The sequence below is a fragment of the Cellulomonas flavigena DSM 20109 genome (assembly GCF_000092865.1).
Classification (GTDB): Bacteria; Actinomycetota; Actinomycetes; order Actinomycetales; family Cellulomonadaceae; genus Cellulomonas; species Cellulomonas flavigena.
Genome location: NC_014151.1, coordinates 277254 through 298810 on the forward strand (window position 1 = coordinate 277254; position 21557 = coordinate 298810).

The following is a 21557-nucleotide window of genomic DNA, read 5'->3' on the forward strand; positions in this document are numbered from 1 at the left end:
GGAAGCCCATGGACGCCCGTGCAGTCCCGCAGCCTGCGCTCGACCGCATGGTCGACCCCGCCGGCCACCCGCTCGTGGTGGGCGTGGTCCCGGGGCAGGACCCGCTCGTGGTGCGCACCGCCGCGGCGTGGGGCCGGGCCGTCGGGGCGCCCTACCTGCACCTCGCGTACGTGGACCCGACGCGCTACGTCGTCCACGAGCGTGCCGACGGGTCCGTCGCGCACATGTCGATGGACCCCGACGGCAACGACGACGCCTGGCGGCGCACGCGTGACGAGCTGCGCGCCCAGGCGGCCGAGCACCTCGCCGGGCAGCAGGTCGTGTGGCGTGTGCACTACCTGGCGGGCCGCCCCGACCGCGCGCTCACGCACCTGGCGCGCGCCGTCGACGCGTCGGCGGTCGTCGTGGGCAGCCGGTCCGGGCGGCTGCGCGAGCTCCTCGAGGGCTCGATCGCGCTGCACCTCGCGTACCACCAGCACCGTCCGGTGCTCACCGTGCCGCTGAGCGTCGCGGACTGGAAGGACCCGCAGGCGCCGTGGCAGCGCTGACGCCGCCGGGCACAGCGCCCGGGGCGCCGGGCGACGACACCCCGCTCGCCCTGCCGGCGGGAGCTGCGCTCGTCGCCGCCGGCGGCACGCTCGGGGTGCTCGTGCGCGCGCTGCTCACGTCCCCCGCCGGGCCGGGCGCGTGGCCGTGGGCGACGTTCGTCGTCAACGTGACCGGCTCGCTCGTGCTCGGTGCGTTGCTCGCGGTGCTGCAGCGCGGTCCGGACGTCGGGCAGCGGCGCGCGGTGCGTCTCGTGGTCGGCACCGGGGTGCTGGGCGGTTTCACGACGTACAGCACGTTCGCGCTGGAGGTCCACCGGCTGGTGTCGACCGGCCACGTGGTGACCGGGGTGGTGTACGCCCTGGGCAGCGTGGTGCTGGGGGTCGCGGCGGCGGGCGTCGGGATCGTGGTGGCAGGGCGGGTGCTCGCCGCCCGTGTCCCCTCCCGCGAGGGGCACGGCCCCGGGGCGGACGGGGCCACGTCCGGCACGCCCGACGGGCCCGGCACGCCCGGTGCGTCCGCGTGATCGTCGTGCTCGCGCTCGCGGGCGGGCTCGGTGCGGCCGCGCGGTTCGTCGTCGACACCCTCGTGACCCGGCGCACGCGGTCCGTCGGTGTCCCGGTCGGCACGGTCGTCGTCAACGCCACGGCCTGCCTGCTCCTGGGGGCGCTGACCGGTTGGCTGCTGGGCCACGCCGGCCACGACGGGGCGGGCGCGGTGCTCGGCGTGGGGTTCCTGGGGGGCTACTCGACCTTCAGCACGGCGAGCGTCGAGGCGGCCCGTCTCCTGCTCGCCGGCCGCGGTCCGGCGGCCGCCACCCACGCCCTCGTCATGCTCACGACGTCCCTCGCCGCGTCCGTCGTCGGCCTCACCCTCACCTCCCCCTGACACCCGGACGCCGAGTGCGGGGGAACCGTGCCGAGTGCGGAGGTCGTCCCCCCGCACTCGGCGGGTGATCCCCCGCACTCGGCGTCATGGGTGGGGCGGGTCGCGCCGTGTCACCAGGACGGCGCGGCCCGCCCGTCCCCGGTCGTCCGGTGTGCCCGCACGCGCGAGGTGCGGGCCCGCCCGGCCGGGGAGAGGGGTGTCAGGCGGCCGAGCAGGTGAGGTTCGACAGGCTCGACGGCGCGTTGCCGCTGCCGAGGAAGCCGAAGCTCGCGCTGCCGCTCGCGTTCAGCGCGCCGTTCCAGGACACGTTCTTCACCTGGACCTGACCGCCCTGCGAGAGCTCGCCGTTCCAGAGCTGCTCGATGCGCTCGCCGTTCGAGCTCCACGAGACGGTCCAGCCGCGGATCGAGGAACCGGCGCTCACGGTCACCTCACCCTGCCAGCCGCCGGGCCACGAGTTCATGAGCTTGTACGTCGCGGTGCAGCCACCCGAGGCGGGCGGCGGGGTGGTGCCCGCGGGCGACGGCGTCGGGCTCGGCGTGGTCGAGACCGTCGGCGTCGAGGAGGGCGTGGGCGAGAAGGTCGGCGTCGGCGAGACCGTCGGCGTCGGGGTGGGCGTCGGGGTGGGCGTCGGGCCGCTCGTCGACGGCAGCGACGTGAAGAACGACCAGATCTCCCCGGGGACGTGCGAGCGCTGCTGGCCGCGGTCGACAGCGGCCCACTGGTGGTCGCTGTCGTTGGCGATCCAGACCACGGGGTAGCCGTCGCGGCACTGGTACACCGTCTTGGTGTGCGCCTGCCCGCTGTTGCCCTGCGGCTCGGGAGCGTTCTGGGCCTGGCAGCCGTTGTTCCGCAGTGCGCGGTCACGCAGTGCGCGGCCCTGGGAGATGTTGAGGACGCTGTCGACGACGCCGTGCGAGCCGAGGTACGCGATGGGCTGGGTGCCGCCGTCGCAGCCGGAGAGCTGCGCACCGTTGAGCACCGCCACCGCGCGGAACACGTTCGCACGCGCGCACGCCAGCGCGTTGCTCATGCCGCCGCCGTAGCTGAAGCCGGTCGAGAAGATCTGCGACGAGTCGACGCACAGCGCGTTCTGGACCGTGCGCAGGATGTCGTCGATGAACGTGGTGTCACGCCCGTTGGGGTTGGGCCACGCGTTGTCGATGCCTTGCGGCGCGACGAAGATCGTGCTGTTGTTGGCCAGCGGCTTGAGGCCGTAGAACTGCTCGTTGACGACGTCCTGCGACGTACCGTGCCACCAGTGGATGCCGAACACCAGGCGGTACTGCCGGTTCGGGTCGTAGTTGGAGGGCACGTCGAGGCGGAACGAGCGCTGCTGCCCGCCGCTGGTGATGGTCTGGTTGCCGGTGCTCAGGCGCGGTGAGCTGCCACAGCCGGCCGAGCCGGCCATGGGCGCGACGCCGCCCGCCAGGGTGGGGGCGGGCTGGGCCGTCGCGGGGGCTGCGAGGCCGCCGAGGACGAGCGCCGCGGCTGCTGCCACGAGCACCGCCCTGCGTGGCCGGGACGTGTGTCGGAGTCGCACGGTGGATCCTCCCTGCTGAGCGCCCGGCCCCGATGCCGGTGCGCGGATTCGCCGCGCGGGGGTGATGGTGCAGCACGGCGTGCGGCGAATTTAGCGATACACCAGGAGCTAGACGTAGATGGCGAAACGCTTCGCTCGACACATCGGTGACGCTCGTCGGTCGTGCGCGAACCTTTGCCGCATGTCCGGACGGGCAGGTCGGTCCGCTGGTTGCCTCAGCGGACGGTCGACGTGCGCCGCATCGCCTGCGCCACGGCGGCCGCGCGCGGGTCGCCCTCGGCCTCCAGGCCCGCGACGACGCCGGCGTGGTCCGCCGCCGACCGGTTCTGGCTCAGCTTGTCCTTGGCCTCGACGCGCTCGATCGTGAGCTCGATGCCGACGATCGCCCGCAGCTGCTTCTCGACGAACCCCTCGGGGGCGTCGGCGACGTGCCACCGGTCGGCGCGCCCCGCCTCGTTCCGGTCGGTGAGGAGCGTGACGGCCTCGCGCAGCCACGCCGCGTCCGTCCGTACCCGAGCCCGGCCCGTGAGGTGCACGGCCGAGTAGTTCCACGTCGGCACCATGCGGCCGTGCTCGGCCTTGCTGGGGTACCAGGACGCCGACACGTACGCCTGCGGTCCCGTGACGACGGCCAGCGCCGGGGCGTCGTCGCCGATCGTCCGCCACTGCGGGTTGGCGCGCGCCATGTGCATGACGAGGCGGTCGCCGTCCCACACGACGGGCAGCAGCGTCGACGTCGGGTAGCCGTCGGGGCCGACGGTCACGAGCTCGGCGGAGCCGGCCGAGGCGACCAGCGCGCGGACCTGCTCGGCGTCGTCGAGGGCGTTGAACACGGGGACGTACACGCCACGACGCTAGCGCCGCGACGGTGCGGGCGGCGACGGGATTGCTGCACGGACGCCCGTCGGGACGGCCGCGGGGCCGCCCGCCGGAGGAGTGCTCCGGTGGACGGCCCCGCGGGTCGTGCGGTCGTGCGGTGGTGCGGTGCGCCAGGGTCAGCGCGCGGTGCAGGTGGCGGAGGGCACCGAGGTGTTCCCGCCGGAGTAGTACGTCACGCCGAAGGTGTTGCTGCCGGACGACGTGAAGGTGTTGCCCGAGCGGGTGGCGTTCCAGGAGTTCTGGATCGACTGGCCCGAGCCGGGGTTGACCGTCACGCTCCAGCTGGACGCGCCGGACACGGTGTAGGAGACGTTGAAGCGGTCGCCCCACGACTCGCCGGCGACGGCCGAGCCGGTGACGGTGCAGCCGCCGGTGTTGCCGCCCGTGTTCCCACCGGTGTTCCCACCGGTGTTGCCGCCGGTGTTGCCACCCGTGTTCCCGCCGGTGTTGCCACCGGTCGAGGCCGGCGCGACCGCGCGGCCCGTGGACGACGAGATGTGACCGGTGCACAGGCCACGCGACGCCAGGTCCTGCACGATGCCGGGGATCGCCTGGATCGTGTTGGCCGGCCAGTCGTGCATGAGCACGACCTGCCCGTTGGTCGCCCGGCCCGCGGCCTGGCGGATCGACTGGACCGACGCGTTGTTGTAGTCCGAGGTGTCGATGTCCCACGTCACGGTGCGCATGCCGAGGCCGGAGGCCACGGACTGCACGGTGCCGTTCTGGTCACCGTACGGCGGGCGGAACACGGTCGGCGTGACGCCGGTCGCGTTGCGGATGGCGTCCTGGGTGCGGGAGAGCTGCGACTGGATGTTGCTCTGGCTCTGCTGCGTCAGATACGGGTGGTCCCAGCTGTGGTTGCCGATCTGGAACCCGGCGTCCGCGTAGGCCTTGGCCAGCGACGGGTTGCCCGAGACGTTCTGGCCGGTCGGGAAGACGGTGGCCGTGGCGCCCGCGTTCTTCAGCGCGGAGATGAGCTGGTTGGTGGTCCCGGCGTTCGGGCCGTCGTCGAACGTCAGGGCGACGTAGCCGGAGCAGTTCTGGGTGTTGCCGCCGGTGTTCCCGCCGGTGTTGCCACCCGTGTTGCCGCCGGTGTTCCCACCGGTGTTGCCGCCGGTGTTCCCACCCGTGTTGCCGCCGGTGTTCCCACCGGTGTTGCCGCCGGCTGCCTGGCAGGAGGCGCTCGGGACGCTGGTGTTGCCGCCGGAGTAGTAGGTCACGCCGAAGGTGTTGGAGCCCGAGGAGGTGAAGGTGTTGCCCGAGCGGGTGGCGTTCCAGGAGTTCTGGATGGACTGGCCCGAGCCGGGGTTGACGGTCACGGTCCAGCTGGACGCGCCGGAGACGGTGTACTGGACGTTGAACCGGTCGCCCCAGGACTCGCCGGCGACGGCCGAGCCGGTGACGGTGCAGCCGTTGGACGTCCCACCGCCGGTGTTGCCCCCGCCGGTGTTGCCGCCGCCCTGGTCGCCGCCGCCGGTGTTCCCGCCGCCGGAGGTGACGGTCAGGTCGGAGGAGCCGGAGGACTGGTAGCCCTCGGTCGCGAAGATCATGTAGTTGTGCGTGCCGAGGTTCATGCCGGCGCGCTGCCAGGCGGAGAAGTGGTTGCCGGCGGTGATGGTGCCGCCACCGTTGCGCTTCTGCTGGCGCACGGACCAGAACTGCTTGAACGTCGAGGAGTCGCCCTCGATGGAGGGGGCGTTGACGCGGGTGGTCTCGTAGATGTCGTACGTGCCACCGTCGGAGGTGACCGTGCCCTTGAAGGTGCCGGTCGGGCGGTAGGTGCCCCAGTTGTCGACGATGTAGTACTCGATCAGCGGGCCGTTGGTCCACCCGTAGAGCGTGAGGTAGGCGTTGCCCGAGGGGTTGAACGAGCCGGAGTAGGTGACGGACTTGCTGGCGTCACCGCGGTTCCAGCCCTTGCCGATGACGAAGTTGCCGGTGTTGCGCCACGACGTGGAGTAGCTGCCCCCGCTCTTCATCGTCGCCGAGACGGTGCCCGGGGAGTCGGTCCAGAACGAGTACCACCAGCCGCTGTGCGTGCCGGTGCCGTTGCTGGTGATCGTCTGCGCCGACGCTGGCGCAGCGGTGGCGGCTCCACCGACGGCCATCGCCGCCATGGCGACCGTGCCCACGAGAGCGCGCATCGCGCGGCTTCTGCGGGCGGCCGGCCGAGCCGGTTCGAAAGTGTCGAGCATCAAGAGCTCCTTCGTGCGACACATCTGTGCGGATGGACGTCGCGTCGGCAGGAGTCAGATGGCGCTCACCGATCGCGACGGTGCGGTCTCGGGAGCGCGGATCGCGCCGGTCGACACCGGACTGAGCCAGTCTGAACTGGGCGAACCAGCAGGAGAACCGGGCAAACGGGACGTGAAACGATTTGTCGTTAAACCTGGCAGCGCGGGATCGCTCCGACAGGTTCGCGGAGGGTCGCGACATCACGCGCGTTCAGGGCCGAAAGCTGTCGGTCGGACGACGGGATGGGAGCCCGACCTGACGCGACGGAGCCCGCCGCCCGGACCGAAAGTCATCGGCCGGGCGACGGGCACCGGGTCGTGCAGCGGTCAGGAGCCGAGGCTCCTGACGATCAGGAGCAGATGCCCCACGGGATCCAGCCGTTGTTCGACGAGCCCTTGTACCAGGTGACGCCGAACGAGTTGCTACCGGCGGGCGTGAACGTGTTGCCCGACCGGGTGGCGTTCCAGGAGCTCTGGATCGACTGACCGGAGTTCGGGTGCATGGTCACGGTCCAGTTCGACTTGCCCGTCACGGTGTAGGTGACGTTGAAGCGGTCGCTCCAGTCGTTGTCACGGGTCCAGGAGACCGTGCAGCCGTTGTTGACGTAGCTGCCGCTGTCGTAGCCACCCGTCGCACCGCCGTCGCCGCCACCGGTGTTGCCGCCGGTGTCGCCGCCACCCGTGTTGCCGCCGGTGTTGCCACCGGTCGACTGGCCGGAGCCGGCGTTGAGGGCGTCGAGCACGTAGTTGTACGCGGCCTTCTTGTTGCCGGACCCGTCGAACAGCAGCGGGGTGCCGTAGGAGCGCCACGACTCGCTGTCGCGGACGCCCCACACGGTGATACCCGTGCAGCGCGGCACCGACAGGCAGGCCTGGGTCACGCCGCGGAACTGCTCGGCCTGCGAGGTGCCGGAGCCCTCGATGTCGAGCTCGGTGATCTGCACGTCCACGCCGAGGTCGGCGAAGTTGCGCAGGGTCACGTCGTAGTTCGACGGCACGGGGTTGCCCGAGTTGAAGTGCGCCTGGAAGCCGACGCAGTCGATCGGGACACCGCGGGCCTTGAAGTCGCGCACCATGTTGTAGACGCCCTGCGTCTTGGCGTGCGACCAGTTGTCGGTGTTGTAGTCGTTGTAGCAGAGCTTGGCCTGCGGGTCGGCGGCGCGAGCGGCGCGGAACGCCGCCTCGATCCAGTCGTTGCCGGTGCGCTGCAGGTTGGAGTCACGTCGCGCGCCGGACGAGCCGTCGGCGAAGGCCTCGTTCACCACGTCCCAGGCGTAGATCTTGCCCTTGTAGTAGCCGGCGACCTGGGTGATGTGGTTGAGCATCGAGTTGCGCAGCGTGGTGCCGGACTGGTTCTGCATCCAGCCGGGCTGCTGGGAGTGCCACGCCAGGGCGTGCCCGCGGACCCGCTTGTTGTTCTGCAGCGCCCAGTTGACGATCGTGTTGCCCGAGTTCCAGTTGAACTGGCCCTGGTTGGGCTGCATCGCGTCGACCTTCATCTCGTTCTCCGCCGTGATCATGTTGAACTCACGGTTGAGGATCGGCGAGATGCCCGAGTTGGTCAGGTAGAAGTTCGCCGCCGCGGCACCGAAGTACCGGCCCGTGCGAGCGGCCGCGGCCTGCAGCGTCGTGCCGGCCGGCGCGTTCGTCGGCTGGGCCGTCGGCTGCGTCGTCGGCTGCTGCGTCGGCTGCGTCGTCGGCTGCGTCGTGGGCTGCTGCGTCGGCTGCGTGCCGCCACCTGCCGGGGCGACAGCGCGACCCGTCGAGGACGAGATGTGACCGGTGCACAGGTTGCGCGAGCGCAGGTCCTGCACGATGCCCGGGATCGCCTGGATGGTGTTGGCCGGCCAGTCGTGCATGAGGATGATCTGGCCGCTGGTCAGACGCGCGGCCGCGTTGCGGATCGTCTGGACCGACGCGTTGTTGTAGTCCGTCGAGTCGACGTCCCACGTGACCGTGCGCAGGCCGAGGCCGGACGCCACGGACTGCAGCTGGCTGTTGGTGTCACCGTACGGCGGCCGGAAGATGGTCGGCGTCTGGCCGGTGGCGCTGCGGATCGCGTCCTGCGTGCGCGAGAGCTGCGACTGCTGGTTGCTCTGGCTCTGCTGCGTCAGGTACGGGTGGTCCCAGCTGTGGTTCCCGATCTGGAACCCGGCATCCGCGTAGGCCTTCGCCAGCGACGGGTTCGCCGCGACGTTCTGGCCCGTCGGGAAGACCGTGGCGGTGGCGCCGGCCGACTTCAGCGCGTTGATGAGCGAGTTGGTCGTGCCGGTGTTCGGGCCGTCGTCGAACGTCAGCGCGACGTAGCCCGCGGAGCAGTTCTGCGTGTTGCCCCCGGTGTCCCCGCCGGTGCTGCCGCCGGTCGAGTTGCAGCTGGCCGACGGGATGCTCGTGTTGCCGCCCGAGTAGTACGTCACGCCGAAGCTGTTGGAGCCGGACGACGTGAAGGTGTTGCCTGAGCGGGTGGCGTTCCAGGAGTTCTGGATCGACTGGCCCGAGCCGGGGTTGACGGTCACGGTCCAGTTCGAGGCGCCGGACACGGTGTACGTGACGTTGAACCTGTCGGACCACGACTCGCCGCGCGTGGCCGTCACGGTGCAGCCGTTGGACGTGCCGCCGCCGGTGTTGCCGCCGGTGTTGCCGCCGGTGTTGCCGCCGCCGGAGGTGACGGTCAGGTCGGAGGAGCCGGAGGACTGGTAGCCCTCGGTCGCGAAGATCATGTAGTTGTGCGTGCCGAGCTGCATGCCCGCACGGGACCACGCGTTGAAGTGGTTCGCCGCGGTGATGGTGCCGCCGCCGTTGCGCTTCTGCTGGCGCACGGACCAGAACTGCTTGAACGTCGAGCGGTCGCCCTCGATGGAGGGGGCGTTGACGCGGGTGGTCTCGTAGATGTCGTACGTGCCGCCGTCGGAGGTGACCGTGCCCTTGAAGGTGCCGGTCGGGCGGTAGGTGCCCCAGTTGTCGACGATGTAGTACTCGATCAGCGGGCCGTTGGTCCACCCGTAGAGCGTGAGGTAGGCGTTGCCGGACGGGTTGAAGGACCCGGAGTAGTTCACGACCTTGGTCGCGTCACCGCGGTTCCAGCCCTTGCCGATGACGAAGTTGCCGGTGTTGCGCCACGACGTGGAGTAGCTGCCCCCGCTCTTCATCGTCGCCGAGACGGTGCCCGGGGAGTCGGTCCAGAACGAGTACCACCACCCGCTGTGGGTGCCGGTGCCGTTGCTGGTGATCGTCTGCGCGGAGGCAGGGGCCGCGAGCAGGACGCTGGTCGCGAGGAGGGCACCGGTGGCGACGCTGCTGATGGCAGCGCGTAGCCCCCGGGTGCGGCGGGGAACGGAGGATCTGGTGTTTCTCATCTGGTCGGCACTCCCTTGAGCTGTCCAGCCGGGGTGGGGGAAGTGGGGGACCGACGCGTGGCCCGAACCGACGCGTCGGCGATGCGCCCGGAGCCGAGGACCGCGACCATCGACACCGTGTGCCGGAAAAGTGTGGAGCGAAACTGTCGGAGTCAAGGTCACCCGTGAGAGTGCAAAAGCGTTTAAGTGGTGGAACGGTGAGCCTTCGGGTGAAAAAGGACGTACCTCCGACGGGCGATGGGTGTAAGCCGGACGGTCAGACGTCGCACGAACCGCGAGCCCCGACCGCCGGCGAAGCGCTTCCATCAGGGAGGACGACGACGCCCGCCGTCCCCCGGCCGTCAGGCAGGGGCGACGACGGGCGTCGTGGGTGCGGGTCGTCAGGAGCAGATGCCCCAGGGGATGTAGTTGATGTTCTGCGAGCCCTTGTAGTAGGTCACGCCGAAGCTGTTCGACCCGCTGGAGCGGAACGTGTTGCCGCTGCGGGTGGCGCCCCACGAGCTCTGGATCGACTGCCCCGTGTTCGGGTAGACGGTCACGGACCAGCTGGACCTGCCGCTCACGGTGTAGGTGACGTTGAAGCGGTCGCCCCACTCCTCGCCGCGGGTCCAGCTGACGGTGCAGCCGTTGTTGGTGTTGCTGCCGCTGTCGGTGCCGCCGGTGCTGCCGCCGCCGGTGCTGCCGCCGCCGGTGCTGCCACCGCCCGTGTTGCCGCCGCTGCTCGTGCTGCCGACGGTGATGTTCGAGGAGCCCGAGGACTGGTAGCCCTCGGTCGCCATGATCATGTAGTTGTGGCTGCCCATCTGCATGCCGGCGCGCTGCCACGCGGAGAAGTGGTTGCCCGCGGTGATGGTGCCGCCGGTGCGCTTCTGCTGGCGGACCGACCAGAACTGCTTGAACGTCTGGTTGCCCTGGATCGACGGCGCGTTGTACCGGGTCGTCTCGTAGATGTCGTACGTGCCGCCGTCGGAGGAGACCGTGCCCTTGAAGGTGCCGGTCGGGCGGTACGTGCCCCAGTTGTCGACGATGTAGTACTCGACGAGCGGGCCGGTGGTCCAGCCGTAGAGCGTCAGGTAGGCGTTGCCGGAGGGGTTGAACGACCCGGAGTACGACACGGAGCGGTTGCTGCCGGTGGACCAGCCCTTGCCGATGACGAAGTTGCCGGTGTTCCGCCAGGACGTGCTGTAGTTGCCGCCGTTCCCGAGGACCGCGGAGACGGTGCCCGGCGAGTCGGTCCAGAACGAGTACCAGTACCCGCTGTGGGTGCCGGTCTGGTTGCTGCTGACGTTCTGTGCCGTGGCCGGCGAGGCCAGTGCGAGGGTGCCGGCGGCCAGCGCTGCTGCTGCCACGGCGCCGAGCGCGGCGCGTGCACGTCGTCGTGCCACCTGGGGGGTGCCGAAAGTGTCGGTCATGAACTTGGCACTCCCTTGAGAATGTCATGGTGAGACGTGGGGAAGGCCGAATCGGTTCGCTCCCACCGGCGGACCGGGCCTGGGCGCGGCGCCGACGGCGAGGTCGTGCGTGGGGATTCGCCATCGAAACCGCTTGCCAGAGTCTGGGCCGTGGGAGCGTGACCTGTGAACGTCACGTCTGACTTGTGAAACATTTAGTGATTCGATCTCGGGTCGAGAGTTGCGACGGCAGGTCCGCAGACTCGCCCTCCGCGCCACGCGGCCGAGAGTTTCGAGCACGGCGTACCGCGCACGCGGGTCCGTGTGCACGCCCGACGCGCGCCCTTGCCGCCGTCGGACGACATGCGTCACGGCGTCACGCGAGCACGAGGAACCCCAGCGCGGCACTCGCCAGCGACAGGACGAGGAGCACCACCGCCGGAGCGGGGGACTCCCTGCGGCGCAGGTGCACCGCGGTGGCCGCCACCATCGTCCCCGCGAGCGCGACGGCCGCGACGGGCGTGAGCACCGGAGCGACGCCGGTCGCGAGCGGGAGCACGAGGCCCAGTGCGCCCAGCACCTCCGCGATCCCTGCGAGCTTGATCCGCGCGGCGTCGAAGTCGTCGGTCCAGGCCATCCCGGCCGCGCGCAGCTGCTCCTTCGAGCGGGCGAGCTTGAACGTCCCGGTCCCGATGAAGGCGAGGGCCAGCAGCGCGTTGACCGTCCAGAGCGCGACGAGCACGGGTTCTCCTCAGGGGCGTGGTGGGGTGTCCCGGGTGCAGCATGGTCGGTGGTACGCGACGGCGCCACCACTGCACGGCGGTGGCCTGCCGTGTCGGACGGCGCCGTCCGGTCGGCGCGGCCCTCGCGCGGCCCCGCGGCCTCCGCCCCGCTACCCTCGCGCAGGTGACGGACGCGCAGGCCGACCTGACGATCGACGGCGGCGACCTCGGGTGCGCGCGCCTGCTCGTCCTCCTGCGGGACCGGGTCGCGACTCTACGGGCGGGAGCCGTCGTCCACCTCGTCACCACCGATCCCGTCGCGCCCATCGACCTGCCGGCGTGGTGCCACATGACGGGCCACGCCTACCTCGGCGCCGTCGAGGGCCGACCACGCCCCACCTACGCGGTGCGGGTGGCGCAGCGCCCGGCCCCCACCGACGACCGCTACCCCTGGCGCCGGGCCGACACCTGACGACCACGCGCCCAGCGCAGGACGCGCAGCGCGAGGAGCGTGAGCCCGGCGGCTCGGTGCGCCCACCGTCTCGCCGAGGTCGATCGACAACCGGTCGTGGTGCTGCTGCTCCAGGCACCAGCGCCCGTCGGGGCCGCGCTTCGGCGAGCAGGTCGAGTCGTCAGGGTCGGCGCCGAGGGTGCGCAGCAGCCGCAACGTGGCCTCCGTCGACACCCGCTGCGGGAAGAACGTGCCGCCGCTCCACCGCCCGTCGGGGTCCTGCGCGGCGAGCAGCTGTGCGCCCCAGCCGTCGTGCGCGACGCGGTACCGCTCACGGGCGACCTCGCCGGCCGGGGCGTCGGCGAGGTCCCGCAGCACCTGCCGGCGCAGCGCGGGGTCGTAGTCGAGCAGCCAGGCGACGACGTCCTTCTCCCGATGCTCCCGCAGCGCGGGCACGGGACGGCGCGCCACGGGCAGGTTGATCGTTTCGGTCCGAGCGCCGCACGGCCGCTCGTGCCTAGCATCCGCCTCACTCATCCCTTCGAGTGAACGGCTGGTGCGCATGAGGACTCCGAGGACCCTGCTCGCGGTGGCGGTGCTCGCCGCGACCACGCTCGCGCTCGCACCCGGCGCGACGGCGGACGACGGCCCGACGGGGTCCGGCGGCGGCGCCGGACCGCAGGCGGGGCACGGTGCCGGCGGGCCCGGCAAGCCCGGCGGCCCCGGCCCCGGCCCCGGCCGTCCCGGACCGGGTCAGCCCGGACCCGGCGGTCCCGGGGGGCACGGCCCGCGCGGGACGTGCGCCGACCTCGACGTCCTGTTCTGCGAGGACTTCGAGGGGCAGCCGACGGGCGGCGCGGCCAGCCTCGACTGGGGCGTCAGCACGCGCAACGGCACGCTGACGGTCGAGCGGGCGGGTCGTGCGGGCAAGGCGCTGCACGTGCACACCGTCGACAACGGCAAGGCTTTCCTCGAGGTCACGGACTTCGCGGCGCCCGACAACACGTTCTGGGGCCGGCTGCGGATCAAGGTCGACGAGTTCCCGACGGCCCCCGACTGGGCGCACTTCACGCTCGTCGAGGTCACCGGCACGGACAGCGACGAGATCGTGCGGCCCCTCGGCGGGCAGTTCGCGCCGACCGTCGGTGAGGACGCGATCTTCTGGGGCATCGGCGCCGACGGCGGCCCGACGGGTGACTGGACGAGCTGGCGCGAGTCCGCGCCGACGGTGGCGGACCGGTGGCAGTGCGTCGAGTTCGAGTGGTCAGCGCAGGAGAACCGGGTCGCGCTGTGGTTCGACGGCGTCGCGCAGCCCGACCTCACGGTGACCGGTGAGGACCACGGCGGCGCCGACGTGCCGTTCGTCCTGCCGACCGCCGACACCGTGCGGATCGGCTGGCAGCTCTACCAGGGCGGCACGACGCCCGACCACTTCGACGTCCTCGTGGACGACATCACCCTCGCGGCCGAGCGCGTGGGCTGCGGCAGCTGACGCACACTGTGCAGGCGCGGGCCCTCGCCATGACCGTTCGCTGAGAGGCGGTGGCGGGGGCCCGCGTGCACGTCCGCCCGGCGGTGGCGCGACCCGGGCCGCCCGGGCTGCCGTACCTCCACGACCTGACGGCTCGCCTCCCCCCGTCGCACCCCCCGCCGAACAAGTCCTTCTGCCGCTCATGAGGTCGCTGAAGCGGCAGAAGGACTTGTTCGGCGAGCGATGGATCGGTGGGGGGGGGGGGGGGGGACGGGGCTCGGTGGTGGGTCAGTGGGGGACGTCGCGGCGGTGGAAGGCGGTGACGCCCGCGGTCACCAGGAGGGTCGCCGTCAGGGCGAGCCACGCCAGGCCGGACCAGTCGGGGGACGGGGCCGCCGTCGCCGGGACGTGCCAGAACGGGCTGATGCCGAGCACCCAGTCGTCGAGGCCGAACGTCGGGCCCAGCAGCGTGAGCATGAACGAGACGAGCACGCCCGCCCACGCGACGAGGCTCGCGGCGGGCCGTGCGCCGACGACCGCGACGGACAGCGCGACGACCGTCCACACGGCCGGGACGGTGGCGGTCGCCTGCCGCAGGACGTCGGTGAACCCGACGGCGACGTCGGCCCGGTCCGCGAGGGCGGCGACGACCGTGCCCGTCAGCAGCGTGCAGGTGCCCGAGACGGCGAGCGCGAGCACCACGTGGGAGGCGTAGCAGCGCCGTCGGTCGACCGCGGTGGCGAGCACCGGCTCGAGCCGGTCGTCGACCTCCTCGGCGCGTACCCGCAGGACCACCTGCACGCCGGGGACCGTGGCCACGATGCCGGCGAGCGCGAGCACGGTGCGCACGAACACGCCCGTCAGAGCGGCGGGTGTCGTGGCGCCTGCGGCGAGGACCTGCTGCACGCCGGGGGAGCCGGCGAGCAGGTCGTCCAGCGACGTCGTGAACGAGCCGAGCACGACGCCCAGCAGGCAGGCGGCCACGGCCCACGTCGCGACGGACGCGCGGTTGACCCGCACGGCGAGCCGCCACGTGCTGCGCGTCGTGCCGCGGGCGGGTCCCGGGCGGGGTGCGATCGTGCCCTGGCCGAAGTCCCGTCGACCCTGCAGCGCGAACGCGACGGCCACGCCGGCGGCGGTGAACGCGACCGCGAGCAGCAGCGGTGCCCAGTGGTTCCCGCTCGCAGGCCGGGTCTCGAGCGTCCACCCCAGGGGGTTGACCCACGTGGTCCACGCCGGGGCGCCGAGGGACGTCGTGAAGCCGCGCAGCACGAAGAGCGTGCCGAGGGTCGCGACGGCCAGCGAGCTCGCGGTGCGGGCGTCGGACCCGAGCTGGGCCGTGACGGCGGCGACGGCGGCGAACATCCACCCCGTGGCGGTGAACGTCGCGCCCAGCAGCAGCGACGCCTCCGGGTCGCCGCCGCACAGCGCGGCGCCGACCCCCGCGGCGACGCCCGCGGCCAGGGAGCCGACGAGTGCGAGCGCGACCCCCGCGAGCAGGCGCGCGGAGCGGCCGACGACGCCCGACGCGAGCAGCTCGGCCTGGCCCGAGTCCTCCTGGGCGCGGGTCGCCCGCGTGACCGCGAGGACCGCGCCGAGCGCGACGAGGAACCCGCCGAGCGCCAGCGTGCGCCACGCGTTGAACCCGTCGACCGTCGTCAGGTCGCGCGCGGGGCCGAAGATCAGCCCGAGCGCGGGGTTCGCGTCGACGGCGACGGCGAGGCCCTGACGCGCGGCGGCGTCCGGGAACACCCACGGGTACACGACGACGGAGGAGACCGTGAGCAGCGTCGCCACCCCGATCCACGGGACGAACCGGCGGCCGTCGTGGCGGGCGGTCGCGTGCAGCAGGGGCCGGGTGCCGACGAGCGCGGCGCTCACCGGGCGTCCTCGTCGCCGTAGAGGCGCAGGAACAGGCTCTCGAGCGACGGGGGCGCGACGGTGAGTGCGGTGAGGCCGTGCGGGGTGAGGGCGGTCATCGCGTCGCCGACGCGGTCGGAGGCGACGGTCGCGGTGAGACGGTCGCCGTCGAGGTGCACGTCGTCGAGCGCGCCGAGCGTGTCGGCCGGCGGGACGTGGGTGAGCGTCGCGTGGATGGTGGTGCGGGACTCGCCGCGCAGGTCGGCCAGCGAGCCGGAGCGCACGACGCGGCCGTCGCGGATGATGCTGATGCGGTCGGCGAGGGACTCGACCTCGGCGAGGACGTGGCTCGAGAGCAGCACGGTCGTGCCGCGGGCCTTCGCCTCGCCGATCACTTCCTGGAAGACGTTCTCCATGAGCGGGTCGAGGCCGCTGGTGGGCTCGTCGAGGACGAGGAGCTCGACGTCGGACGCGAGCGCGGCGACGATGGCGACCTTCTGGCGGTTGCCCTTGGAGTACTGGCGGCCGCGCTTGGTCGGGTCGAGCTCGAAGCGCTCGACGAGCTCGGCGCGACGGCGCTCGTCGAGACCGCCGCGCAGCGCCCCCAGCAGGTCGATGGCCTCGCCTCCGGTCATGCCGGGCCACAGCGAGACGTCGCCCGGCACGTAGGCGAGGCGGCGGTGCAGCGCGACGACGTCGACCCAGGGGTCACCGCCGAGCAGCCGGACCGTGCCGGCGTCGGCACGCAGCAGGCCGAGCAGCACGCGGATCGTCGTCGACTTGCCGGCGCCGTTGGGGCCGAGGAACCCGTGCACCTGCCCCCGCTCCACCTCCAGGTCGAGCCCGTCGAGCGCGCGGAACCGGCCGAACGACTTGGTCAGCCCGCGGACGTCGATCACCGTGTCGGTCATGGGAGCCAGTGAACTCCACACGTGAGGAATTCCGCAAGAGAGGAATTCTGCGCCCGAGGACCTAGAGTCGGTGCATGCCCACCGAGCGCGCACGCCCCACCGGCCGGCGTCCGGGGGAGTCCGGCACCCGGGACGCGATCCGCGACGCCGCCCTGCGGCTCTTCGCCGAGCACGGCTACGGCGCGTCCGTCCGTGCCATCGCCACCGCCGCGGGCGTCGACCCCGGCCTCGTGCGGCACTACTACGGCGACAAGGACGGCCTGTTCACCACGGTCGTCGCCGAGCGGCTGCACCTCGCACCGCTGCTCGCGCAGACGCTCGCCGCTGACCCCGAGGTCGCCGCCCCGGAGTTCGCCCGCGCGTACCTGGGCATCTGGGAGCAGCCCGCGGTCCGCCCGCTCCTGCTCGCGATCGTGCGCTCCGCGACATCCTCGTCGCGCGCCGCGCACATGCTGCGCGACATGCTGGGCACGCGGATCCGGTCCGCGTCGGGGGGCGACCCCGAGCGCGAGCGACGCCTCGCCCTGGCCGGCGCCAGCCTCATGGGCATCGCGGTCGCCCGGCACGTCGTGGGCGTGGGGCCGCTCGCCGAGATGCCCTACGACGAGCTCGTCGAGCACGTCACCCCGGCGGTGCGGGGGTACCTGGCGGGGGAGTGACTACCGCACCGCCGCCAGCACCTGCGGGTCCGCGCACCCGCGCGCGAACCCCGCGATCCGGCGGTCGACGTCGCGCTGCAGCACGACGCGCCCGATGCGCTCGGCCACTGGCGCGAGCCACGCCGGACGGCACGTGAAGGAGTACCGCCATACCGCGCGCGTGCCGCCGTCGGGCAGCGGCGCGAACCGCCAGCCGCCGGCCATGACGGCGAAGAACCAGGGGCCCTCGACCATCTTCATGCCGACGTTGGTCGGGAGCTTGTAGGAGACGTACTCGCTGACCATCCGCAGCCCGGAGCGGTGGAGCGTGAGGGTGCGGACGCCCTTGGCGGGGACGGTCGCGCCGTCGAGGAACCGCTGGCGACGGATGAACGGGTCCCACCGCAGCCGGACCTCGCCGGTCGTCTGCGACACGGCGAACGCGACGTCCGGGGGCACGGGGACGTCGACGGCGGACTCGACGATCATCCGCCGACCCTAGGCGTCGCGGCCGCCTCCGCGCCCGGTGACGCGACGAGCTCCACCTCGAACCCGTCGGCGTCCTCCAGGTAGGCCGCGTAGTGCTCCGGGCCGCCGGCGTGCGGGTGCCGGTCGGCGAACAGCAGGCGCCAGCCGTGCGCGACCGCGTCCGCCGTGAGGTCGTCGACGTCGCGACGGGTGCCCGCGTGGAACGCGACGTGGTTGAGGCCGGGGCGGCGGCGCTCGTGCGGCGCGTCGACGACGTCCGGTCCCGCCTCCAGCACGACGTACGCGTCGCCGAGGCGCCAGCTCGCACCCGTCGCCCAGGTGTCCGTGCGGGTGTGGCCCAGTCGCTCCAGCAGCCAGCCGAGGGTCGCGGTGGCGCGCTCGAGGTCCGTCACCCACAGCTCGAGGTGATGCAGGCCGCCGCGCATCCTCAGTCGACCAGCGCGGTCCACCGCAGGTGCACGTCGAGCGGCAGCCCGTCCTCGGTGCCCTCGTCGTCGACGAGCGTGCCCGGCACCGCGCGCTTCATGGCGTCGGGGACGGGCCTGTTGACGGGTGCGCCGTAGTCGTCGGTCCAGTCGATCTCGTCGTCGTCCGTGGGGTCGAACGCGATGCCGTGGTCCGCCCAGAACCCCGACGCGTACCGGTCCTCGATGGTGCGCAGCAGCTCCCACGTGGGGCGCTCGTCGTCCGCGACCTCCTCGGCGGAGGCGAACCGCGAGTAGTAGGAGGCACCGAGGATCCAATAGGCCGCGAGCGCGGTGGCACGGTCCGTCGTCGGGTCGTCGAGCACGAAGCGGACGGTCGCGTCCCCGGCGTCGTAGTTGCAGCGACGCACGAAGGTGTGACGCTGCTGCGGTGTCGCCGAGGTCAGGAACTCCCGGAGGAACTGCTCGGCCGGGTCGAGGTGCTCGGTGCTCACGGTCCGAGCCTACGACCGGGACCCGAGCGTCGGGCGGGCGGGGGTCGGCGGGTTCTCGACGCGCCGACGCGAGCGTGCCGTGCGAGGGTCGTCGGCATGAAGAAGCTCATCGTCTTCCTGCTCATCGCGTGGCTCGTGCTGTCCGTGCTGGGTGCGCTGATCGAGGGCCTGCTGTGGTTGCTCGTGGTGGGCCTGGTGCTGTTCGCGGCCACCGCCGTCTACGGGTGGTTCACGGGCCGCCGGGACGCGAGCCACTCGTGACGGGCCGCACCGCCGCGCTCGTCGACCGCGCGATCGACGCGTACCAGCGCCGACTGTCGCCCAGGAAGGGGTGGGGCTGCGCGCACCGCGTCGCGCACGGCGGCCCGTCGTGCTCCGGCGCCGTCCGCACGCTGGTGCGGTGCCGCGGGGTCACGCGGTCGGTCGTGCCGACGGTGGTGCGCTTCGTCGCCTGCTACCAGGCGGCACGGATGCTCGCGCAGACCGACGTCAGCGGCGTGTGCTGCTGCGGCGGCATCCCGATCCCGTTCCGCTTCCCCGGCCGCTGACCCCGCCGACCGGAACCTGGCTCACCGTCCGACCGATGTATCGGTGACCCAGGTCCCGCTCGGCGGGGATGTGGGGCTCGTCGCCTCCGCGTACCCGGCGCGCCGGGCCGCGGACGTCAGCCCCGCGTCGGCCGTCCGGTCGGACTGAGACGTCCCGGTGCCGGCCGCGGGACGGCCCGCTCAGCCCGCCAGGCCCGACCAGCGCAGGTGCACGTCCAGCGGCAGGTCGTCGTCCGTGCCGGCCTCGTCGGGCGGGGGCGTCGCGGTGCTCACGTCAGCGTAGCCCGCGAGCCTCGCGGCGACGCGGCGGGTGGGTCGGCGCCTCAACCCCGCGGCTCGCGGCCCGGCGGCTGCGCCGGCGGCGTCGGCTCCGCGACCGGGCGCAGCGCGCGCGACGCCACCGGGTCGTCGGCCGTCAGCACGACGTCCTCCTGCGCGCCGTCGCCGACGTGTCGCAGCGCGACCCGCGCACCCGTCAGCAGGCGGTACGTCACCTCGTCCCGTCGCGCGTCGACCTCGACGCGCCAGCCGTCGATCTGCACACGGAACCGCAGCCGGGCCAGGCGCGGCGGCAGCCGCGGCTCCACCCGCAACCCGCCACCCTCCAGCCGCACACCCCCGTAGCCGCGCACGAGTGCGTCCCACGTGCCCGCCATCGCCGCCACGTGCACGCCCTCCTGCGTCTCGCGCCGCAGGTCGTGCAGGTCGATGAACGCGCACTCGCGCACGTACGCGTGCGCGAGCGTCAGGTGCCCCAGCTCCGCCGCGACGACCGCCTGCGCGCTCGCGGACAACGACGAGTCCCGCACCGTCAGCGGCTCGTAGTACGCGAAGTCGCGGCGCTTCTGCTCGCGCGTGAACCGCTCGCCCACGACCGCCAGGGCCAGCACCAGGTCCGCCTGCTTGACCAGCTGGTGCCGGTACAGCTCGGTGTAGTGGACGTGGTCCTCGAACGGCGCCCAGCCCTGCGGTCCGCGCGCGAAGTCCCACACCGGACGCTGCGTGAACCCCGTGCACTGCTCGGTGACGCCCAGGTCGTCGGCGTACGGCACGGTGACGGCCCCGGCGGCCTGCGCCCAGCGCGCGCGCTCGTCGTCGTCGACGCCGAGCCGTCGCGCCTCGTCCGGCCACCGCCCGGTCGCCTCCACCGCCGCCGTCAGGGACCGCGCCACCAGCAGGTTGGTGTACGTGTTGTCGTCGACCACGGCCGTGTACTCGTCCGGACCGGTCACGCCGTGCAGGTGGAACGCCCCGTCGGGCGTGCGGTGCCCCCGGCCGAGCCAGAAGCGGGCGCCCTGCACCAGCAGCTCCACGCCCACCTCGCGCTCCAACGCGTCGTCGCCCGTCACCGCGACGTACCGGCTCACCGCGTCCATGACGTCCGCCGTGACGTGCACCGCCGCGGTACCGGCCGGCCAGTACCCCGAGCATTCGGCGCCGGAGATCGTGCGCCACGGGAAGGCGGCGCCCGGCAGGCCCAGCGTGCGCGCCCGCTCGACCGCGGCCGGCAGCGTCGCGTGCCGCCACCGCAGGTGCGCGGCCGCGGCCCCGGGCAGCACGTGGTCCAGCACGGGCAGCACGAAGCTCTCCGCGTCCCAGAACGTGTGCCCGTGGTAGCCCGTGCCGGTCAGGCCCTTGGCGCGCAGACCCGAGCCCTCGACGCGGGCCGCCGACTGCACCGTGTGCAGCACGGCCAGGCGCACCGCCTGCTGCAGCTCGTCGTCGCCCTCGACCAGGACGTCCGCGCGCTCCCACACGTCGTCGAGGAACGCGCGGTGCTCGGCCTCCAGCGTGGCCTCGTCGTGCGCGCCGGCGAGCACGGTCCGCGCGTCGGCGAGCAGCGCCTCCACCGGGCGGCGCCCGCACGCGTACGCCCCGTGCGTCGCGACCCGCACCCAGCCGTCCGCCGGCAGCTCGACGTCGAGCGCCCACCCGTGCCGGTCCTCCACCCAGCGGTGCTGCGCGCCGGGCGACGCGGTCACGCCGTGCGTCGTCGCCAGGACCACGCCGATGCCCGCGGCGACCGTGCGCTGCGCCACCCACGTGGTCCCCGGCGCGTGCGCGCACGCGTCCGTCCGCAGGCCGGGTGCGGGCACGTCCGACGACGGACCGCCGCAGCCGGGCACGGGACGCAGCCGCACGCGCGCCCTGCCCGGGGCGCGCACCTCGTACGACGCCACCACCAGCTCGCGGCGCACCAGCGACGCCCACCGCCGCGTGCGGACCTCGACCGTCGAGCCGCCCGGCGACGTCCACACCGCCTCGCGCTCCAGCACGGCGGTCCGCAGGTCCAGGCGGCGCTCGTGGTGCTCCAGCGTGCCGGTCCGCACGTCGAAGGGCTCGCCGTCCACCCGCAGGTCCACCCCGCACGCGTCGACGACCGCCTCGAGCCGCTCGTCGTGGGCCGGGTACCCGTACGCGTGCTCCGGGTACTCGTGCGGGTGGTGCTCGTAGACGGACGACAGCAGCGTCGCGTCCGGCACCGGCGGTCGCTGCTCCTCCAGCACGCCGCGCACGCCGAGGTGCCCGTTGGCGACCGTCAGCAGCGCGGCCGTGCGGGGCAGGTCGTCGACGTCGAGGGTCGGCTCACGCAGGACCCACGGCTCGACACTCAGCGGCACGCGCACAGTGGACCACGCGCCGCGCCGCACCGCACGGGACGCGGGCGTCACCGCCTGCGCTCGCGCGGCGGTCGGCGTCCGCGCAGGCTG

Annotated in this window: 20 protein-coding genes; 8 read left to right on the forward strand and 12 right to left on the reverse strand. The window is 73.0% G+C overall.

All coding sequences use genetic code 11. The features are described 5' to 3' along the window. The first annotated feature begins 8 nt into the window (after positions 1-8). Genes CFLA_RS01205 through CFLA_RS01215 form a run of 3 tightly spaced genes read left to right on the forward strand, consistent with a single transcriptional unit; the run spans position 9 to position 1434 of the window. Complete coding sequence (locus tag CFLA_RS01205) at positions 9-548, forward strand: universal stress protein (RefSeq protein WP_013115492.1); 540 nt, start codon at positions 9-11, stop codon at positions 546-548. Further along, on the forward strand, positions 536-1072 hold the full coding sequence (locus CFLA_RS01210) for a fluoride efflux transporter FluC (protein ID WP_013115493.1): 537 nt from the start codon (positions 536-538) through the stop codon (positions 1070-1072). The genes CFLA_RS01205 and CFLA_RS01210 overlap by 13 nt, the downstream gene beginning before the upstream one ends. Further along, a complete protein-coding gene (locus CFLA_RS01215) occupies positions 1069-1434 on the forward strand; it encodes a fluoride efflux transporter FluC (protein WP_013115494.1) in 366 nt (121 codons plus the stop codon). The genes CFLA_RS01210 and CFLA_RS01215 overlap by 4 nt, the downstream gene beginning before the upstream one ends. A gap of 199 nt (positions 1435-1633) precedes the next feature. Here CFLA_RS01215 and CFLA_RS01220 read toward each other — a convergent pair whose 3' ends face one another. The 6 genes from CFLA_RS01220 to CFLA_RS01250 form a co-directional block, all read right to left on the reverse strand. Continuing rightward, the gene (locus tag CFLA_RS01220) at positions 1634-2977 is read right to left on the reverse strand and encodes a CE1 family esterase (protein ID WP_013115495.1); all 1344 of its coding nucleotides are present in this window, start codon (positions 2975-2977) and stop codon (positions 1634-1636) included. 215 nt (positions 2978-3192) lie between these two features. Beyond that, positions 3193-3822 (reverse strand): FMN-binding negative transcriptional regulator, encoded by a 630-nt coding sequence (locus CFLA_RS01225; RefSeq protein WP_013115496.1) that lies wholly within the window; start codon positions 3820-3822, stop codon positions 3193-3195. Between the two features lie 150 nt (positions 3823-3972). Next, a complete protein-coding gene (locus tag CFLA_RS21055; RefSeq protein WP_280956310.1) occupies positions 3973-6000 on the reverse strand; it encodes a glycoside hydrolase family 11 protein in 2028 nt (675 codons plus the stop codon). Between the two features lie 440 nt (positions 6001-6440). Continuing rightward, positions 6441-9446: an endo-1,4-beta-xylanase gene (locus CFLA_RS20775; protein ID WP_013115498.1), complete on the reverse strand. Its 3006-nt coding sequence runs from the start codon at positions 9444-9446 to the stop codon at positions 6441-6443. A 380-nt stretch (positions 9447-9826) separates the two neighbouring features. Further along, positions 9827-10858: a glycoside hydrolase family 11 protein gene (locus tag CFLA_RS21060; protein WP_013115499.1), complete on the reverse strand. Its 1032-nt coding sequence runs from the start codon at positions 10856-10858 to the stop codon at positions 9827-9829. Positions 10859-11213: 355 nt separating this feature from the next. After that, positions 11214-11579, reverse strand: a complete 366-nt coding sequence (locus CFLA_RS01250) for a DoxX family protein (protein ID WP_013115500.1) — start codon at positions 11577-11579, stop codon at positions 11214-11216. 41 nt (positions 11580-11620) lie between these two features. Here CFLA_RS01250 and CFLA_RS21330 point away from each other — a divergent pair, with 41 nt between their 5' ends. Together CFLA_RS21330 and CFLA_RS19865 are read left to right on the forward strand one after the other, a co-directional pair. Then, positions 11621-12031, forward strand: coding sequence for a sulfurtransferase TusA family protein (locus CFLA_RS21330; protein WP_081449625.1), 411 nt, complete (start codon positions 11621-11623; stop codon positions 12029-12031). Positions 12032-12572: 541 nt separating this feature from the next. Next, positions 12573-13502 carry a hypothetical protein gene (locus CFLA_RS19865; RefSeq protein WP_148234259.1) on the forward strand — a complete coding sequence of 310 codons (930 nt, stop codon included), beginning with the start codon at positions 12573-12575 and terminating at the stop codon, positions 13500-13502. Positions 13503-13769: 267 nt separating this feature from the next. Here the strand turns inward: CFLA_RS19865 and CFLA_RS01265 are convergent, their stop codons facing one another. Both CFLA_RS01265 and CFLA_RS01270 read right to left on the reverse strand, forming a co-directional pair. Then, positions 13770-15362, reverse strand: a complete 1593-nt coding sequence (locus CFLA_RS01265) for an ABC transporter permease (protein ID WP_013115503.1) — start codon at positions 15360-15362, stop codon at positions 13770-13772. After that, positions 15359-16252, reverse strand: a complete 894-nt coding sequence (locus tag CFLA_RS01270; RefSeq protein ID WP_013115504.1) for an ABC transporter ATP-binding protein — start codon at positions 16250-16252, stop codon at positions 15359-15361. The genes CFLA_RS01265 and CFLA_RS01270 overlap by 4 nt, the downstream gene beginning before the upstream one ends. Before the next feature lie 74 nt (positions 16253-16326). Between CFLA_RS01270 and CFLA_RS01275 the strand changes: the two genes are divergently transcribed. Then, complete coding sequence (locus CFLA_RS01275; RefSeq protein WP_013115505.1) at positions 16327-16911, forward strand: TetR/AcrR family transcriptional regulator; 585 nt, start codon at positions 16327-16329, stop codon at positions 16909-16911. Here the strand turns inward: CFLA_RS01275 and CFLA_RS01280 are convergent, their stop codons facing one another. The 3 genes from CFLA_RS01280 to CFLA_RS01290 are packed head-to-tail and all read right to left on the reverse strand — an operon-like array spanning position 16912 to position 18298. After that, positions 16912-17379, reverse strand: coding sequence for a type II toxin-antitoxin system RatA family toxin (locus CFLA_RS01280; RefSeq protein ID WP_013115506.1), 468 nt, complete (start codon positions 17377-17379; stop codon positions 16912-16914). Further along, positions 17376-17804, reverse strand: a complete 429-nt coding sequence (locus tag CFLA_RS01285; protein WP_013115507.1) for a VOC family protein — start codon at positions 17802-17804, stop codon at positions 17376-17378. Before CFLA_RS01285 ends, CFLA_RS01280 begins: the two co-directional genes overlap by 4 nt. Before the next feature lie 2 nt (positions 17805-17806). Beyond that, positions 17807-18298, reverse strand: coding sequence for a DUF4274 domain-containing protein (locus tag CFLA_RS01290; protein WP_013115508.1), 492 nt, complete (start codon positions 18296-18298; stop codon positions 17807-17809). A 96-nt stretch (positions 18299-18394) separates the two neighbouring features. Here CFLA_RS01290 and CFLA_RS20270 point away from each other — a divergent pair, with 96 nt between their 5' ends. Continuing rightward, positions 18395-18559 carry a hypothetical protein gene (locus tag CFLA_RS20270; RefSeq protein WP_013115509.1) on the forward strand — a complete coding sequence of 55 codons (165 nt, stop codon included), beginning with the start codon at positions 18395-18397 and terminating at the stop codon, positions 18557-18559. Continuing rightward, positions 18556-18846 carry a membrane protein insertion efficiency factor YidD gene (gene yidD / locus CFLA_RS01300; RefSeq protein ID WP_013115510.1) on the forward strand — a complete coding sequence of 97 codons (291 nt, stop codon included), beginning with the start codon at positions 18556-18558 and terminating at the stop codon, positions 18844-18846. The genes CFLA_RS20270 and yidD overlap by 4 nt, the downstream gene beginning before the upstream one ends. Positions 18847-19169: 323 nt before the next feature. Here yidD and CFLA_RS01305 read toward each other — a convergent pair whose 3' ends face one another. Continuing rightward, entirely contained in the window at positions 19170-21467 is a 2298-nt protein-coding gene (locus tag CFLA_RS01305; protein ID WP_187291319.1) for a glycoside hydrolase family 65 protein, read from the reverse strand. Between the last annotated feature and the right edge of the window lie 90 nt (positions 21468-21557).

Excerpts from the sequence above, each read along its gene's own strand:
- CFLA_RS01205 (WP_013115492.1), top strand. The coding sequence starts at position 9 with ATGGACGCCCGTGCAGTCCCGCAGCCTGCGCTCGACCGCATGGTCGAC.
- CFLA_RS21055 (WP_280956310.1), bottom strand. The coding sequence starts at position 6,000 with ATGCGCGCTCTCGTGGGCACGGTCGCCATGGCGGCGATGGCCGTCGGT.
- CFLA_RS20775 (WP_013115498.1), bottom strand. The coding sequence starts at position 9,446 with ATGAGAAACACCAGATCCTCCGTTCCCCGCCGCACCCGGGGGCTACGC.
- CFLA_RS21060 (WP_013115499.1), bottom strand. The coding sequence starts at position 10,858 with ATGACCGACACTTTCGGCACCCCCCAGGTGGCACGACGACGTGCACGC.
- CFLA_RS21330 (WP_081449625.1), top strand. The coding sequence starts at position 11,621 with ATGGTCGGTGGTACGCGACGGCGCCACCACTGCACGGCGGTGGCCTGC.
- CFLA_RS19865 (WP_148234259.1), top strand. The coding sequence starts at position 12,573 with ATGAGGACTCCGAGGACCCTGCTCGCGGTGGCGGTGCTCGCCGCGACC.
- CFLA_RS01270 (WP_013115504.1), bottom strand. The coding sequence starts at position 16,252 with ATGACCGACACGGTGATCGACGTCCGCGGGCTGACCAAGTCGTTCGGC.
- CFLA_RS01275 (WP_013115505.1), top strand. The coding sequence starts at position 16,327 with ATGCCCACCGAGCGCGCACGCCCCACCGGCCGGCGTCCGGGGGAGTCC.
- CFLA_RS01280 (WP_013115506.1), bottom strand. The coding sequence starts at position 17,379 with ATGATCGTCGAGTCCGCCGTCGACGTCCCCGTGCCCCCGGACGTCGCG.
- CFLA_RS01285 (WP_013115507.1), bottom strand. The coding sequence starts at position 17,804 with ATGCGCGGCGGCCTGCATCACCTCGAGCTGTGGGTGACGGACCTCGAG.
- CFLA_RS20270 (WP_013115509.1), top strand. The coding sequence starts at position 18,395 with ATGAAGAAGCTCATCGTCTTCCTGCTCATCGCGTGGCTCGTGCTGTCC.